Origin of the sequence: Vallitalea longa (genome assembly GCF_027923465.1) — a bacterium.
Taxonomy (GTDB): Bacteria; Bacillota; Clostridia; order Lachnospirales; family Vallitaleaceae; genus Vallitalea; species Vallitalea longa.
Genome location: NZ_BRLB01000018.1, coordinates 55,562 through 73,727, shown reverse-complemented (window position 1 = coordinate 73,727; position 18,166 = coordinate 55,562). Strand labels below are relative to the sequence as shown.

Annotated in this window: 15 protein-coding genes and 1 pseudogene; 5 read left to right on the top strand and 11 right to left on the bottom strand. The window is 29.7% G+C overall.

The genetic code is table 11. The features are described 5' to 3' along the window. The first annotated feature begins 82 nt into the window (after positions 1 to 82). From QMG30_RS20360 to QMG30_RS20345, 4 genes are all read left to right on the top strand, one after another. Positions 83 to 1,792 carry a hypothetical protein gene (locus QMG30_RS20360; protein ID WP_281818681.1) on the top strand — a complete coding sequence of 570 codons (1,710 nt, stop codon included), beginning with the start codon at positions 83 to 85 and terminating at the stop codon, positions 1,790 to 1,792. Between the two features lie 193 nt (positions 1,793 to 1,985). Then, positions 1,986 to 3,440, top strand: a complete 1,455-nt coding sequence (locus QMG30_RS20355) for a DUF4885 family protein (protein WP_281818679.1) — start codon at positions 1,986 to 1,988, stop codon at positions 3,438 to 3,440. Positions 3,441 to 3,455: 15 nt separating this feature from the next. Continuing rightward, entirely contained in the window at positions 3,456 to 4,130 is a 675-nt protein-coding gene (locus QMG30_RS20350; protein ID WP_281818678.1) for a hypothetical protein, read from the top strand. Between the two features lie 125 nt (positions 4,131 to 4,255). After that, positions 4,256 to 4,780 (top strand): RNA polymerase sigma factor, encoded by a 525-nt coding sequence (locus tag QMG30_RS20345; RefSeq protein WP_309298660.1) that lies wholly within the window; start codon positions 4,256 to 4,258, stop codon positions 4,778 to 4,780. Between the two features lie 119 nt (positions 4,781 to 4,899). Here QMG30_RS20345 and tnpA read toward each other — a convergent pair. Next, positions 4,900 to 5,224, bottom strand: a pseudogene (gene tnpA, locus QMG30_RS25110) (IS200/IS605 family transposase). A gap of 67 nt (positions 5,225 to 5,291) precedes the next feature. Between tnpA and tnpB the strand changes: the two are divergent. Beyond that, complete coding sequence (tnpB, locus tag QMG30_RS20335) at positions 5,292 to 6,401, top strand: IS200/IS605 family element RNA-guided endonuclease TnpB (RefSeq protein WP_281818675.1); 1,110 nt, start codon at positions 5,292 to 5,294, stop codon at positions 6,399 to 6,401. Between the two features lie 181 nt (positions 6,402 to 6,582). On the opposite strand, the gene QMG30_RS20330 is transcribed toward tnpB, so the two are convergent. From QMG30_RS20330 to QMG30_RS20285, 10 genes are all read right to left on the bottom strand, one after another. After that, a complete protein-coding gene (locus QMG30_RS20330) occupies positions 6,583 to 7,638 on the bottom strand; it encodes an aldose epimerase family protein (RefSeq protein ID WP_281818674.1) in 1,056 nt (351 codons plus the stop codon). 12 nt (positions 7,639 to 7,650) lie between these two features. After that, positions 7,651 to 8,610 (bottom strand): ROK family protein, encoded by a 960-nt coding sequence (locus QMG30_RS20325; protein ID WP_281818672.1) that lies wholly within the window; start codon positions 8,608 to 8,610, stop codon positions 7,651 to 7,653. A 163-nt stretch (positions 8,611 to 8,773) separates the two neighbouring features. Further along, positions 8,774 to 9,727: an ABC transporter substrate-binding protein gene (locus tag QMG30_RS20320; protein WP_281818669.1), complete on the bottom strand. Its 954-nt coding sequence runs from the start codon at positions 9,725 to 9,727 to the stop codon at positions 8,774 to 8,776. 33 nt (positions 9,728 to 9,760) lie between these two features. Beyond that, positions 9,761 to 10,720 carry an ABC transporter permease gene (locus tag QMG30_RS20315; protein ID WP_281818668.1) on the bottom strand — a complete coding sequence of 320 codons (960 nt, stop codon included), beginning with the start codon at positions 10,718 to 10,720 and terminating at the stop codon, positions 9,761 to 9,763. Positions 10,721 to 10,733: 13 nt separating this feature from the next. Then, entirely contained in the window at positions 10,734 to 12,221 is a 1,488-nt protein-coding gene (locus tag QMG30_RS20310) for a sugar ABC transporter ATP-binding protein (protein WP_281818666.1), read from the bottom strand. Positions 12,222 to 12,239: 18 nt separating this feature from the next. Beyond that, complete coding sequence (locus tag QMG30_RS20305) at positions 12,240 to 12,908, bottom strand: D-sedoheptulose-7-phosphate isomerase (protein ID WP_281818664.1); 669 nt, start codon at positions 12,906 to 12,908, stop codon at positions 12,240 to 12,242. Then, complete coding sequence (locus QMG30_RS20300) at positions 12,901 to 14,709, bottom strand: PfkB family carbohydrate kinase (protein ID WP_281818662.1); 1,809 nt, start codon at positions 14,707 to 14,709, stop codon at positions 12,901 to 12,903. The genes QMG30_RS20305 and QMG30_RS20300 overlap by 8 nt, the downstream gene beginning before the upstream one ends. Then, on the bottom strand, positions 14,710 to 15,684 hold the full coding sequence (locus QMG30_RS20295) for a GSU2086 family protein (protein ID WP_281818661.1): 975 nt from the start codon (positions 15,682 to 15,684) through the stop codon (positions 14,710 to 14,712). A gap of 72 nt (positions 15,685 to 15,756) precedes the next feature. Further along, positions 15,757 to 16,932, bottom strand: a complete 1,176-nt coding sequence (locus QMG30_RS20290; protein WP_281818659.1) for an ROK family transcriptional regulator — start codon at positions 16,930 to 16,932, stop codon at positions 15,757 to 15,759. A gap of 195 nt (positions 16,933 to 17,127) precedes the next feature. After that, a complete protein-coding gene (locus QMG30_RS20285) occupies positions 17,128 to 17,973 on the bottom strand; it encodes a YitT family protein (protein ID WP_281818657.1) in 846 nt (281 codons plus the stop codon). Between the last annotated feature and the right edge of the window lie 193 nt (positions 17,974 to 18,166).

Below are 18,166 nucleotides of genomic sequence, written 5' to 3'. Positions count from 1 at the left end.
AACAGATTATTTGGTAAAATTTCAACTGTCTGGTAATTAAATAGAATCAATAAAATTTGGGTATTATTAAGGGGGAAATCAAATGAAAAAAGCAAGAACATTATTATCTATAATGTTAGTATTAGCTTTAATGATGGTAAATGTTAATTTCACATCCGCTGACAGTAATATTGCTGAATTCAGTACTGAAAACACTATAATTAGTTTAGATGATCTTGAAAAAATAGAAGACATAAATAATGTAACAAATACAAATCAAGAGATTAATCTGCTAAATCTTGATAATGTAATTAATGATCTAGAGTTATCTCTTGATACAGAAGAGCCTACAGCATCAGATAATACCGATCCTAATAATGCATATCTCATCCCACCAGATACTACCGTTGGCGATACTTTTGCTGCAAGTGGAGAGCAACGCTGGTATGCAATGGAAATAACTGAAAGAACAAAACTATCTACAATATTATTAAATGATACTCCATTAGATGGTGACCTTTATATATTCAAGTTGAATGAAACTACTATGCAGTTAGAAGATTATGCAACCTCTCTAACTACAGGTACTGGTGTCATGGAAGCTACTAATAATATTGTCGAAGCTGGAATATATTATTTTGCAATTTATTGTTACAGCGGAAATGGAATATTTAATTTTACAGTATACACTTCAACTAATGATATTGATAATGAAATCAATGATTCTATAGAAACAGCTTACGAAGTAACAATGAGTGACGTTGTTGATATTCAAACTGCTAGAGTGGAAGCGGTAATAGATAATCCTATTGATTATGATTATTATAAAATAACTTTACCACATGACGGCTTATATCAAGTGATGGTTTTTTCACCTGAAGGAAAAGAATATCAATCTCTATGGTCTGCAGACGGAACAGATATCTATACTGTTGATGATGGAATATATGAATTATCCCAAGGGGTAAATTATTTTGGTGTAAGAAGTCTTGATGGAACTTACAGTAATACAGATAAGTATACATTTGTTGTAAAAGAAATAAAAAATCATTCATTTGATGAAGCAAGCTATATTGGTGAATGGAATGATTATACTTATTCACTTTATTCAGATTCTTTGATTCTTGCTGAAAAACAAAATGTGGGATACTTTCGATTCAAGGTTACACCAGGACATAAATTATTTATTAGAATAAGTTGTAGTTTATTTGATGATGGTATGAAAGCCTATCTTTTTGACAGCAACCGAAATGCTATCGCAATGGCAAGTAATCCTGACAATGCAATAGAAGATGGCGTTTTATCATTCGTACCTCTTGATGTAAATAATACTGGGGGAAGCACACAAACGTATTACATAGCTATAGTTAAACCAGAAGCTCAACAAGACAAAGTTTATGTTCAAAGTGTGAGTTTGAACGATAGAATAGAAACAGGAAGTAAAACATTTAATTTCTCTGGTACTGCAAGTAAATCCGGTTCCGGTCATTCAAGTACCTTGAATATTGATCTTAGAAATAATTCAAGTATACCTATTGGAGCTATGTTTACAGATGTTGAAACTAATGGAGACCAATACCCAAGTCAAGGAGGAGTATACCATGAAGTCCAAGCATATCCTGGTATGTGGCATAGGTCTATAGTTTCAAGTTCTGATTGGGGTAGATTCAATATACCTAGCGATTATGTAGCACAAATATGGTACTTTAGATTTTACACATGGGCTACAGGCAGTTCTACTATGAGTGATGTCTCTATATCATTTGATTATGAATATGACCTTGGTCTTAATGGTTATAAACGTGTTAATTAAATTTCATCAAAAAATATAGCCAGTTAATAGATTTATCAAAACAGTCACTAAATCAATAGTGACTGTTTTTTATTAATTTTAAAAATATATTAATATTTATCAGAATATTGCCGATAATTATTATATAAAATTTGACCTGAAAATTATTGAACATGATAATATTATTAAATTTCTACGGAAGGAGGTAATTAGCTTGGATATAACATCCGCTTCAAATATATCATATACCAATTATTATAATACTAATTCAAGCAGACGTAACAAAAGTCAAAAAACTACATCTAGTTCTAAAAATAATAATAGCATAGGAACAAATAACAGTACTTCAAATTATTGTACAGCAACATATTCAAGAAAAGACATATCAAATACCAATCCTGAATCTTCTACTTCTACAACATATGATGATCCTAAGAAGCTTAAAACATATGGTGATCATTATCTTTTTATTGATTTATATGAGAATTGGGCTGTAACAAGAGCTAAAGGAATGAAAGGAAATAGAAACTTTACAGACAAATCCTTAAATGAAATTTTTGAACATAACAATATTGAAATACCAGAAGGAACCACCCTCACTTTTTCTGTGAGCTCATATGATTATTATGTTACTGTTTCAGGTATAGATGATGAAGAATTGAAGTCACGAATTGAACAAGTTCTTAATTATGCTGAAAACGGCAAGCAACTATATAACCATATCTACTCATCAAACTATATATATGAAACTGATAATCCAACATATTTAGGAGAGAAATCGTCGGGAACAAGTGAAGGAATCGCAATTAATTTCATTAGAAAATTGACAGGCTATGATTTAAGGGAATGCACTTTGAAAGACGGAGAGTTCTATGCACCTGACGGAACAAATGTGAAAGAAGCTCTTATAGAAACTTATAAAAATAATGATGGTGAATATACAGAAGAAGAACTAGATATGAACCTAAAAAGAATTGATGATATCATAGTTAGAATGGGAAATAACGGAGGTAGACTAGTATATGATGATTATTGCTTAAATATTGACTATACAGATGGACATTTATATGATAAAAACGAGAAGGGCTATGGTCCAGGACAAACCCAATGGATTGATAAATTAATTAGTAAACATGGAGCAAAGAAACTTGCAACAATAATAAATGGTAAATCTGTTTGGCTTGATAAAAAAGAGGAAAAATCTGTACAGGATATATTGTTTGATAGAATGATAGATTGGATATATTCAGATGATTCAGAAGCAATCTCTCTAGAAGATGATTCAAAAGATATTGATGATATATTATTGCAATTAGGTATAACCAAAGATGAGTATGATAGATTTATAGAGCTATTGAATTATACCAATAAAAAAGGTAACAAATTCACATTAAATTTTTTTAGATATATTTTCGAACAATCAAAAACAGATAATATGCCTAAGGTAACTATGGAAAACGAGAAATTAGATATTGCAACAGTAAAAAAACGACTAAGGGACAAATTCGAAAATTTTATGGATCAAAATAATTTAGAACTTGACAATCTCTCAACAGAAAACAAACAAAAAGTTGAAGATTATCTTGTCAAATTAGGAAGTGAATATGTGGATATCACTACTGCTAATCCACACTTGAAACAATATAGTCCTTACAATAAAACTGTGTAGAAAGGAAGTGTAAAAATGCCCATATCAGTAGATGACAGCAGAATGAAAAAACCCATACCTTTGCAAAAAAACGATATGGCATACAAACTGCAAAAACATTATAATCAAAAACTAGAACAAATATCTTTTGACCGTATGAAATTTGATAGTGCAGAATTTTCCAGATATGCAATAGTACAATGTAAAATCGATAAATCCTTATCTAAAGGTGAACCTTTGACTGATGTTGCATATGAAGAATTCTATACCTATGGAAAATTAAATAAGGAAAGAAATTTCATGTCCAATATTGGCTATGATATGTCATTTATGAGAGAAGATGTAACTAAAGGATATTATGATAGAAATACTTATGACCTTTTAAGTAAAGGTATTGAAACTGTTATGGAAGAAGGATTATGGAAAGATAGTGAAGTATTAAAAACTATATTGCAACTACCCACTGACAGTGTGTATCGTAATATTTTTGAATCTGAGGATTTCAAAAATTACAGACAAAATATAATCAATCGTCAAAATGATGGTAAAAAGATAACAAAGGCAGAGAGTATGATTAAAATTCTTGGTGATGACCATAAAATTTCTCATGAAACCTTGGCGAAGATAAAATCCAATACTCTTACTAATGCAACTAATGTTGATATAGAAAGTACTCTAAAGATAGATTATTATACGTCAGAAAGCACTTAAAATTATATAATATGGTAATAAGTATATAACTAATTGTATAATGAATTTCAATGTTATTTTGATGAACATGATATTATGCACATCATTAATATAACAATATAATAAGTGAGGTGTGTTAATTATGAATACTTTTTTTCAAAGCAGAAGATAGAAATATATTTTTAACTTTATATGATAAATATAAAAATGATATGTATAGACAAGCTTATCACATATTAAAAGATCCTCAATTAGCTGAAGATGCAGTTCAAGATGCATTTTTAAATATTTTCCGTAATTTTTCTACAATTAAGTATAAACAAGTTTGTCCATATTCAAAAAGTTATTTTATACAAACGGTCAAAAACAGGAGTATAGATTTATATAGAGTTAAAACCAAACGAAGAATAATTTCTTATGATGAACTTGAAAATTCTTTAATAGATGGTTTAGCAGATATTGAGCGTACCATAAAAATAAAAGAGGTAAAAAAGTGCTTAAAAAAACTACCTATCAATTATCAATCTATTTTGATCATGAAATATTATTATGGTCATACATATAAAGAAATATCATCATTGTTGAATATATCAGATTCAAATGTTAAAAAAAGAATTATTAGAGCAAAGAAAAAATATAAGAATATCCTACAGGAAGAACAATTACTTTAAGATTATAAAATCCAATTCAGCTATTATAGCTAAATTGGATTTTATAATCTTAGATTTTATCTAGATATTTCGAGAAAACTCCCTCCTCTAACTAGGAGGGAGATGAATCGGAACGGTTTTTAATCTTTAACTCCTGCTTGAGAGCGAATATATTTCTCAATCATTTCTATTGTTGCTCCTCCAGTTGTTAAAATGCAATAACTTCTACTCCAAAATACGGGTTTCCAGTAATATTCTTTTAAATATTCACTATGTTTTTTCCTAATAAGTCTTGAAGAAACAGTCTTTAGAGTATTAACTAATTTTGCTAATTTCACTTGGGGAGGTGTTTCAAATAGTAAGTTCTTTGTTAATACATTTGTGTCTATATTTAGTTATTACAACCAAATGATATTTTAGATTGTATATTGAATGTCTATTGCTTTTGAATTCACTATTATTCATCTAAAAAACTCCTTTACAACTAAATTGAATTGCGATATAATTATAACATAAGGAAGAGGGAAAATCTATGAAAATCAATAAAGCTTTCAAATATAGAATATATCCTAATAAGGAACAACTGATTTTGATTCATAAAACCTTCGGCTGTACTAGATTTGTATTCAATCGTTTTCTTAATCAAAGAATTGAATTATACAAGAATGAAGAAAAATCAACTACTTATGTTAATCAAGCTAAAGAGTTAACAGCTTTGAAAAAAGATTTAACTTGGCTTAAAGAAGTGGATAGTGTTTCTCTTCAATCTGCACTTAGGAATTTAGATACTGCTTTTAAGAATTTCTTTCAAAAGAGAGCTAAATATCCTAGATTCAAATCTAAAAGAAACAATATCAAATCTTATACAACCAAAAACACTAACAATTCAATAAGAATAGAAGGCAGTATGTTGAAGTTTCCAAAATTAGGATTACTAAAAACTAAATTTCATAGAGAAATACCTAGAAATTATAAAATATTATCTGCTACTATAAGTCAAGTACCTACAGGTGCTTATTTTGTAAGTATTACTACTGAATTTGAAAAAGAAATAATTCAAGTTCCAAGTAACGGCAACATAGTAGGTTTAGATTTTTCAATGAAAGAACTGTTTGTTAGCTCTGAAAACCAAAGAGCCAAGTATCCTAGATTTTTTCGTATGTTAGAAGCTAAACTTATCAAGGCACAAAGGAAATTATCACGTATGGTAAGGTTTTCAAATAATTGGTATAAACAAAAGACTAAAGTGGCAAGAATACACTATAAAATAAAGAATTCAAGATCGGATTTTTTACATAAACTATCTACTCAATTAGTAAATAAATACAATGCTATAGCGATAGAAGACCTAAATATGAAAGGTATGAGCCAAACATTGAAATTTGGTAAAAGCGTATCTGATAATGGTTGGGGAATGTTCATTGCAATGCTTAAATATAAAGCTGAATTAAGAGGGAAACAACTTGTGAAGATAGACAGATTCTATCCATCAAGTAAAACCTGTTCAATTTGTGGTGCAGTAAAAAAAGATTTGAAACTATCAGAAAGAGTATATACTTGTGAGTGTGGCAATTCAATAGATAGAGACCTAAATGCAAGTATAAACATTAAAAATCAAGGTGAATTGTTGTTGCAATATTAAAATATTACAGGGTAGGGCTTACCCGTAGAGCTTGGTAATAATAGTAACCATTAGGTTACTACATCCCAAGAAGCCCCCTCAAAACCGTTTTATAGGTTTAGTGGGGGAGCATGTCACCTTATCTCCTATTCATTTACATTATTATAGGAAACTATTTTAGTGTAATACTTATATCCAATTACTAAACTATAGAACCAAATTCAAAAATTGTTTTTGCGTAATAAGGCTTTTGTTTATTATAATAATTGGTTCTAAAATTCTTTTGATTCACTGCATCGGGGAAATCTTGAGTTTCTAAACATAAACCACCGTATCTTTTAGTCTTTAATCCATTAGCAAGTATCAAATTATTATCTAGCTGACAACTTGTATATATAACAGCGACTTGCTGATCAGTTTTTACTTTCATGTATCTTCCAGTTTTTTCATTGCTTACTACTATATTAGGCTTGTCACTTAACCCTTTTAGAACGAACGCGTGATCGATACCCCCGACGGTTTGTACCTGTATATACTTAGATTCAACTGCTTGTTTAATTTTCTTTCCTTCGTTGAAATCAAGAGGGGTATTATCTATCTTTTCCAAATGACCTAATGGAATCAACTCATTATCTACTGGAACATAATATTTACTGTTCACCTTAAGTATATGGTCCAATATTAATCCTTCTCCAGCTCCTTCTAGATTAAAATAGGCATGATTGGTTAGATTCAATATTGTTTTTTCATCTGTATTTCCATAGTACTCAATAGTAAACTCATTATTATTATTTAGGGTATATAACACCTTAAAATCTACATTACCAGGAAAACCATCCTCCATATGAGGGCTGAAATAACTCAATTCGATTCCTATATCTTTATCGTTAATCATTTTTCTTACGTTCCATACTCTTTTGGATAAACCTGTTTCCCCACCATGTATACAGGCATTATTATCATTTTTACATAATTTGTATTTCTTATTATCTATACTGAATTCACCGTTTGAAATTCTACCGGCGACTCTGCCGGTAATACATCCAAAGTGAGGTGATTTTTCTTCATAATCCTTAATATTATTAAAAGATAATGTTATATTCTCCTTATATCCATTTCTATCAGGTACAATTATGTCCGTAATGATTCCACCATAATTCAAAATAGATATTTCAAGTCCTTTATCATTGCTAAGAGTATATTTAAATACATCTTGGTTGTTCTTAAGAACACCAAAATATTTCTTTTGTATATTCATCTTATCTCCTATCTAATAATTCCCTGTTGAAGTGATAAGTGCCGCATAATCTCCTATATTTTCTCCTAAACTAGCTGGAACAATCTTACATGTCTTTCTGTTAATTGGTAAGGCTTCTTCTCCAATAACATCATCTATTATACTCTTGAAATATTTCTCAGCTCTTGTATAGATACTTCCTATTATTATGAGATCTGGATTCAGAATATCTATTAAAATTGATAACCCTAATCCTAACTTATAAGCACTTTTATTAATAATTTCGCAACAAAAATTATCTTTTTTATTTGCCAGCTTAAAAATCAATGCAGTATCTATATTTTCTTTTTTGTAATTATGTAATAATGTATCTCTAGAAGATTCTATTTCTCCTTTAACAAGTTCAATAAGTGCAAGATTCTTAATTCCTGCTCCACTGCAATAGCTTTCAAAGGAACCTTTTTTTCCATAAGCAAGCGGTCCGTTTTTATCAATTCTAATATGTCCGATTTCTCCTGCTTGGTCATCAGTTCCAAGATATAATTTGTTGTCAAGTACAAGACCTGCACCTATTCCCGTACCGAATGTTAAAAATATAATATTTTTATAGCCTTTTCCTACACCTAACTTCCATTCTGCAACACAACAAGCATTTGCATCATTTAATAAATATGTTGGCAACGATAAAGCAGTTTCAAAATATTTTTTAACATTAATATTATTCCATTTGGGTAGATTAGGCGGACATAAGATTATACCTTTTTTACTATCTAAAGGTCCTCCACAACTAATACCTATACTACTTATTTGTTCTATATTAATATTATTATTCATAGATATTTCTTTAATTATTTTTACCATATAATCCAATATTTCTTCTGGTTCTTTATATGTATCTGTTAGAAACTTAATTTTATCTATTATATTGAATTTATTGTCTGATATAGTAACAGAGATTTTAGTTCCTCCTATATCTATCCCTATATAATACATTTAATCACCCTTTTTATTGTTGAATAATTAAATAGAATATTATAGGGCTGCATCAATAACACATTTTTTATTGGCCTAAGCTCCAGTAAAGTATACTTACTTTACTGTATACTAAATGTATTAGGACAGCCCCTTACTAATATAATCTTATTATTCCAATATTTTATTTTATAGTATCTACATTATCTGCTGTTATAACTTTTACACCTGTATTGATTTCTTTTTCAACTTCTTCACCTTTTATATGGTTATATGCCATTTCAACACCTTTGTAACCCATTAAATTTGGACTCTGAACCATTGATGCATCCAATATATTATTTTCAATTGCTGTTATTATATCACTTGATTTATCAAAACCAATAATACTAATTGTATCTACTTTTCCTGCTTCTTCCACCGCTTTACATATCCCTACTGTTGAACCTTCATTACATCCGTAGAAACCTACCAAATCAGGATTAGCAGTCATAATATCTGTAGCTTGATCTAGAGCTTTTGTTTTATCCCCATTACAATATTGTATTGATACGACTTCAATATCTGAATATGATTCTTTTATCTTATCAGTAAATCCTGATTCTCTTGATATTGAAGTACCAGAACCTGGTTGAGCATTAACGATTGCAACTTTTCCTTTACTTCCAATTTTTTCTGCTAAAGTATCTGCTGCTAAAGCTCCAGCCGCATAGTTATCTGTTGCTAAAAATGAAATATAATTTTCTGTATCGGCAGGTGAATCAATGATTACAACAGGAATGCCTGCATCATGAGCCCTGTCAATAACTGGAGCTAATGCTGTTTTATCTGATGGAGCAATCAAAATAGCATCTGCTTTTTGATTAATAGCATCTTCAGTCATCCTTGTCTGTTCATTAGGATCTACTTTTCCAGATGGAGCTCTGAATGTTAAATTAACTCTTTCTAATTCAGCTATTTTTTGTTCTGCTCCTGCCTTAACTGATAACCAATGCTCATCCATTGAATCCATTGTAATTAACACGAATTCAAGATCTTTATCACCTTTAACTTCTTCCTTACCTTCTTTTTTAGCTGAACACCCAATCATAGAACTAACAATTAAAATCAAAACCAATACTTGAGCTAATTTTTTCATCTTAACATCTCCTTATAAAGTTTTTATGTAACATCATTTTTTTCTATGTTTTATTCTATCAGCATAAACTGCTAGAATAATAACCACACCAATTAAAATTTCCTGCCAGAAAGCTGATACACTAAGCAGATTCAAACCATTTCTTAAAACACCTATTACAAGAGCTCCAATTAAAGTTCCGATTATTAAACCTTCACCACCAGCAAGACTTGTTCCCCCGATAACTGCTGAAGCAACTGCAAATAATTCATAACCCATACCTGCTGAAGGTTGTCCAGATGCAATTCTAGATGCCATTATTACACCTGCACATGCAGCTAAAAATCCACTGAATGTATATACAATAATAATTACTTTATTTGTATTTATTCCTGAAAGTTTTGTAGCTTCTAAATTACTTCCTGAAGCATAGATATAATTACCCAGCTTAGTCTTAGAGAGTATGAAGCTAAATATAACAGTTAACAAAATCATAATAATTGCAGGTATAGGAATATGTAATAATTTACCATTACCTATTACTTGAAATGATTTTGGAAGGCCGGATATTGGTATACCTTTTGTTATTACCAATGCAATACCTCTTACTATACTCATTGCTCCAAGAGTTACTACAAATGGAGGTAAATCCCCTTTAACGATAATTACTCCTGAGATAAAACCAACTAATGCTCCACTCAAAATTCCTACTAGAACAGCAAAAAATACATTATATCCATTGACCATTAGCATTCCAGATATAACTCCTGCTAAAGCCATATTAGAACCTATTGCTAAATCTATTCCAGCTGTAATCAAAACGAATGTTTGTCCAATAGCTATAATAGCTATAATTGAACTCTGCAATGCTACTGTTAATAAGTTATTTGTTGTAAAGAAATACTGTGAAGTGATACTGAAAAACAACATAAGAATCAAAAGCCCACTTAAAACAGATAATATTCTAAAACTTTCCGGTGTCAACTTGGACTTGAATTTTGTATAATTACTCATTTTATAAGCCTCCTTAATTAACTGTCGCTAAATTCATTATTTTTTCCTGTGTAGCTTCTTTTGTAATTAATTCTCCTGAAATAGTACCTTCTCTCATTACTAATATTCTATCTGTTATACCTAACAATTCAGGTAACTCAGATGATATAACCACTACTCCAACTGCTTGTTTTTTTAGATTGTTTAATATTTTGTATATTTCAGTTTTGGCTTGTACATCTATACCTCTTGTAGGTTCATCGAAAATCAATACTTTAGGCTTTTTATTAATCCATTTTCCAATGACTACCTTTTGTTGATTACCTCCAGATAGATTATTTATCTTTTGATTAATGCTTGGCGTTTTAATATTAAAATCTTTTACAGTTTTATCAGAAATTTTCTTTATTGATTTATTTTTTTTGATACCTAGTTTTTTAGAAATAACTGCTTCCATGTTAGGTAAAATGATATTATCTGCTACACTGAGGTTAACAGCTAATCCTTCATTTTTTCTATCTTCAGGAACATATAATATTCCATTTTTAACAGAATCTCTAGGAGAATTAATTTTTACCTTTTTGTTGTTTAGATATATATTACCTGAATCTTTTTTAATGGCTCCAAATATAGTTTTTGCCATTTCAGTTCTTCCACAACCAACTAATCCTGCAATACCTAGAATTTCTCCTTCTCTTATACTAAAATTAATATCACTCAATAAATTTTTTACATTAATATTTTCAACTTTTAATATTTCTTCTCCTACTTCTACTTCTACTCTTGGAAATTTATCATCTAAGGAACGTCCAACCATAAGACTAATCAATTCATCTATATTAGTATCTTTATATTCTTTTGTTGCAATATAAGTACCATCTCTAAAAACAGATACTCTATCTGCAATTAATTCTAGTTCATCCATTTTATGAGATATATAGATAATACCCTTTTTCTGGTTCTTCAATGTTTTTATAACTTCAAATAATTCACTTACTTCCTTTTCACTCAATGATGAAGTAGGTTCATCCATAATTATTACATCAGCATTCATGGAGATGGTTTTTGCAATCTCTACCATCTGTCTCTTTGAAACAGTTAAATCCTTTACTAAAGCTTTTGGATTAATATTGGCTTGTAATAACGATAAATATTTTTTTGATTCTTCTATCATTTTTTTCCTGTTAAGTCTGAAACCATTGACATGTTCTCTCCCTAGAAAAATATTTTCTGCTACGGATAAATGATGACATAAGTTAAGTTCTTGATAAATTACCCCTATTCCAATTTCCTGTGCATGTTTTGGTCCTTGAATTTTAACTTCTTTATCTTTATATTTAATTGTCCCAGTATCAGGTTTATGAATACCCGCTAGAACTTTAATCAATGTAGATTTACCAGCACCGTTTTCTCCCAACAAGACATGAACTTCACCAGGTTTCAAATCAAAATTAACATTATCTAATGCTTTAACTCCTGGAAAACTTTTTGATATATCTGATGCTTTCAAAAGATATTCCATTAAGAATCAATCTCCTTCCTATATACTGAAAAAGTATTCTTCCACCCACTTACACAATTCATGATATATTGGTAAATGGTATTCCTGAACAACCGGTGTAATATTTGAAGGAACATTTATGGTTATATCAAAATGTTTTTTCATACAACCTCCGTTTTCACCAGTTAAGGCTACACACGTCATTCCCTTTGATTTACCGACAACACCTCCATAATAAACATTTTTTGAATTTCCTGAGGTAGATATACCAAGAAATAAATCTTCTTTATTTCCTAGAGAAAAAACCTGTTGAGCAAAAATCAATTCAGGATTAACATCATTAGCAAAAGCAGTATTTAGTGCATTATGAGCACACAAATTAATTGCAGGTAATCCATATTGTAACTCACCAAGGATACTATCAGATAAAGCACTATTGATCCAAGGCAGACTATCTTTTTCCTTTAATTCCCTCTTTAGCATAAAACCTTTCATTAATTCCCCAATAATATGATCCGCATCTGCTGCACTGCCTCCATTACCACATACAAGGATTTTTCCACCACTCTCATATGTTTTTATCATTTCTAAAAAAGTGTTCCATATATTTTCTCTAACACTTATTAGTTCAGGTATTTTTTTTATAAAATCATTCAGGTTATTTTCTATCTTTTTAAGCTTGTCCCTATTTTCCATATAATCACCCATTAATCCATTCTAATATTGAATTATAATCATTAAAATCCATAACAATCCCATGTGCTCTTGCTTTAACAAGTCTATCTCGTTTCTTCAAATCAATACCTTGTAATGAATATTCATCACAAGCTACACCTAATGTAAGCGAACCATTATTAACTCCTAAATTTATTTCAACTTTTCCGTCACCAACAACTAGAATTTCATTAGGCTTATAAGATAACTCCTCAATAAGTTTTCTATATACAGCTTCTTTTGGACAAGCTGCTTTTCTATATGGTGCTCCTTTTGAATCCTCAAACAAATTCTCTACTTCAATAGCTTTCATTTCTTTTTTTATATCATCATCATCTGTACCACTTGCTATATAACATTTAATGCCTCTACTAACCAATTTTTCAATAAATTCTTTAGAACCAGGAACTCTGAAATCTATTGGCTTCATCTTACCTTGGAGCAAAGCATCCGCTCTAGTTCTAACCACTTCCAATAAAGCTTTATTATAACCATCTTTATATTCCCACTGATCTAATGGTTTACCTCCCCCAAGTTTAACTTGTTCAACAATCCATTGCATTTGAAAGATTGTCTGTACTCCTGTAGTATCACGAATAAATTCCTTTATTTTATCCGTTAATTCTTTATCCCTACCCATATAATATTGATGTAATTGTTCATATACATAGTCAAACATAATATCTTCCCAACCATGCCTTAACGTTGATATAGTTCCATCAAAATCAAATAGTGCACATTTAATATCTTTATTTTCCATTGCATTTAATTTTTCAAAATAAGGTTTCTCCAACTTTAAAACATAATTTTTCAAGATTTCTTCTTTACTTGCACTACCTGTTATACCAATTTTCTTAATTATAATGCTGGACATGAGGTTACATAATGATAATATATTTTCTTTTGAAGTTGAGTCATAAAAAGCAGCTAAACCTGCAATAAATCCATCACCAGCACCAACAATATCAATTTCACCTTCTACCTTGAAAATATCTTTTTTAAATGTTTCATTCTCAGATACCCATATAGAACCTTTCTCACCTAGAGTTACAATAATATCTTTATTTATTTTATTTGATATTTCTCTTGCAACAGAAACTATGTCCATACCATCAATATCTAAATTTAAATTATTAGCCATATTGATGAGCTCTTTATCATTAGGTTTCAACATTACATTTTTATATTTATGAGCATACTCTCTACTATCAACAATTATTGTTTTCCCATTTCTACCTAATTCAGATATTACTTCTCGTATTTTATCTGTCATTACTCCATTTTTTAATTGATCTTCAACAATAATTGCATCTACTTTTTTTGCCATTTCATTTAATCTATTAATGATATCTTCTTCAACCTTATTACTTATTTGTCCTAAATTCCAAAAATCCAATCGTGAATCTTCATATACAACATCTGAAATACCTTGTTTAATAGGCTTACAATATGCTGGTGTAACTCTCTCTTTAGAAACTATAATATGTTTAGTATTTACATTCTTCATATTTTCCAACAAATCAAAAACTATTGTCTTTCTCCAATCATCTCCTACAACTGTAATAAAATCTATTTCATCAACTTCTAAAGTAGATAAATTGTTTACAATATTACCAGCAGATCCAAGATAAAATTTTTCACTGACAATCGGTAATGGAAATTGTGGTGTTTCAAGAGATAATTCACTTAATTTCATATCCGCTTCCCAATAAATATCTAAACAGCAATCTCCTATAACACCAATTCTTTTCTTTGAAACTTTGTCTAAAATTCCTCTTAAATTTTGGAAATTCATTTATTCACCACTCTCTAACTCTTCTGATAATCTATTAAATATATATGGAATTGATTTCATATGATTTAATTCAAAATAAAATCCTCTTCCACCTAAACTTGTAGGTCTATTGATGATATTTTTTCTTGGTCTGTAATAGTAATGAAAATGCTCCTTACTTACATCTTTCTTGTAATTTCCTAATGGAATAAGATCAAAATTGGCTGTAGTTATTTTATTTGCTCCTAGTTTCTGGTTTCTTACAATTGAAAGTGCCTTCAAGAATACTTCAGGTCCCTGTACAGATGAGCCAAAGTTCATATGTACCCCTCCATCTAGGTCTTTTATAGAATTACAGAAGATCTTAAAATCTTCACCGCTTGTATATCCCAGAGCCGCATAATCAGCAGTTGGATGTTGATGGATTATATCTGTACCAATACTTATGTGATATGTTGCAGGAATATTATTTAGATATGCATTATAAAAAACACAGTACTCTCTATATGGAAACTTTTCTTTATTAGTATGTATATAGTTAGCTAAACTCTCTCCATATCCCATTCCATTTTTGTAGCCGATCTGTATAGCTTCATTCATCCATCTGCCTGTTTCTTCCCACATTCCAAAAGAACCATCTTCAATTGCAGTAGGAACATGTTCTGAAGTACCTCCTAAATACGCCAATTCAAAATCATGTATACTGCCTGCACCATTAGATGCGATATGTGTAACATATCCTCTTTTAATCATCTCAATTAAATATTTTGATAGTCCGCATTTAATTACATGAGCACCATAGAACATGGTAACTGGTTTACCATTTTTCCTAGCTTCTACAATGGCTCTTATGAAATCTTCTATCTCCTCATAATCATTTCTTAAATCTTCCACTTTTTTGATTTCCATTAGATTATCAATTCTAACTAAATTATGCCTATTAGCAGCTGTAAAAGTTTTGTTCTTAGAAAAGTCTATTTTCTTGGGCTTAAACATATTATCACCTTCCTATAATTATACCGTCTAACTAAATTTGTTATATCCTCTAACTAATTGCATAAAAATTATTTACTCACATTTTTCATTATTAACTAGAATCTTCTCAAACACAGACATTGCTATACCTTTTAAACAGGAGTTCTTTACTTTTGATAAATATATTTCTGGTGTATAATAATTTCTAAATATTGATTTCTTAGTTACCACTTCTTTTATTTTAGTAGTTATAATTTTCTCACCTAAATCAATAATGTTACCACCTATAACAATACTTTCAGGTTGGAACATATGAATTAATGATATAATTCCACTTCCTAATGCAACTATGCTCTCATTAATTATTTTATTGTATCTTATATCTCCTTGTATTGTTTTACTAACTATGTCTTCCCATTTAACTTTTTTACCTTCTAATTCATAAATCTTTTCCTTTATTGCTCTTATTGAACTATATACTTCTAAACATCCTCTATTACCACAATCACAAAGTTTGCCTTTATAATTAATTGTTAAATGTCCGAATTCACCTGCATAGGAATTATCATTACGATACTGTACTCCATTAATAATAATACCTGCACCTATACCTTCCATAACACTAATATATACAAAATCGCTGTAATTTTTTCCTACTCCAAAATATTTTTCAGCAATTGCTCTTGCATCTGCATCATTTTCCAAAAATATAGGATAATTAAGATTCTTTCCTAGCATCTCATCAACCTTTATATTAGAAAAATTATTAAAATATGGTGGTTTTAAAATTGTTTTTGTACTTAGATCTATTGGTCCTGGTGCAGCAACACCAATTCCTACTATTTTTTTTCTACTATTTCTCTGTACTATTTTTTCTATAGATTTATTTAAATTAGACAAAACATCATTTAATGTTTCACCTTTTTCGATATTTCCATTAATAGAGTCCTCAATATCTCCTCTAATATTTATTACTGCAACTTCATAAAATGGTCTTCCCCAATGGACAACTATTGCATTCATATAGTTTCCATTCAAACTCAGCAAAGTTGGCTTTCTTCCTGCTGAAGTTTGTTCTATACCTACTTCTTGTAATGCTCCTTCAGCTATTAGAGAAGTAACTATAGGAGATATACCGCCTTTTGTCATCCCTAATTTTTTTGCTAATTCGGTTCTTGAAATAGGTCCATATTTCAAAGTAGTAAGAATAACCAACATTCTATTATGAAGTTTTACTTCTATTGAATCTCTTCTTTTATTTGACACCATATTACTATACCTTTCTTTGTTAGACCGTCTAACTTTATTAAAAGTATACAATTATTTTTTGTTTTTGTCAATATGTTTAATAAATTTTAATAATAATTAAAGCAAACTTATTTTTATAAGTTGCTTTTATGCTACATTACATTTACTATTATTCAACACTATATACAATTATGTCAATTAAATCTTTTTAAATGATTACTTAAACCCCTTACCCAACACTTCACTCGTATTAATTATTATAACCAAAGCATTTTTATCAGCTTTTATAACACTCTCTTTCAGTTTAGTAAACTGCTGTTTAGTAACTGCAGTCATAAGAACACTATAATCTTTTCTACTATACATTCCTATTCCATTAATCTTAGTTATACCACGGCTAGACTTTTTCATTAACTCCGAAGCAACTTTTTCTTCATGAGCAGTAATAATATAGCACATTCTAATACAATCAAACCCATTAACAACAAGATCACTTACTTTCCCACTGACAAATATCATAATCAATGCCAGAAGTACATTTTCTGGATTATGTAATATTAAACTTCCGAAAAGTACTATACTTCCATCAATAATAATTAAGATTTTACCTATAGTCATATTCTTGAATCTAGTAATTAATAACTGCCCTAAGAGTTCTGTTCCTCCACTTGATACATTATATCTATAATTAATACCCACCGATATACCAAGAAAAACTCCTCCATAACCTGCACCTATGAGAGGATTATCAGTCATAGGCGGCAAAAAAACTAATGCATCAATTAAAAAATTCAATATAGTAGTAACTATCAAACATCTTAATGTATAAGAAAAATCTTTTATTCTAAATGACATTATCATTATAGGTATATTAAGTACATAAGCAATCAACCCAACACCCCATGGAAAAAATCTATTAATAAGAAGTGCAATTCCAGTAACTCCACCTCCAACAATATTATTAGGTTTGATAAAAAGATTTATTGCCAATGCATAAAAAATACAACTTATTATTGTAAAAAGATAACTTTCCAATCTGCTTTTATTTAATTTGATGCCCATATTACTTCCTCCTATTAAGAGAATTAATTGCAGATAATGAAAACTGACATAGTAGTATTTACTCAACTTTTCCACTTCAATATTCTATGTAGACAAGCTAATTAGAAAGTTTTATAAAATAAAAATATAAGTATTTCTTCTTTTTATTCCAAAACCAGACCTTTGCCCCTTTATTTGCCTGCACTATATCAAA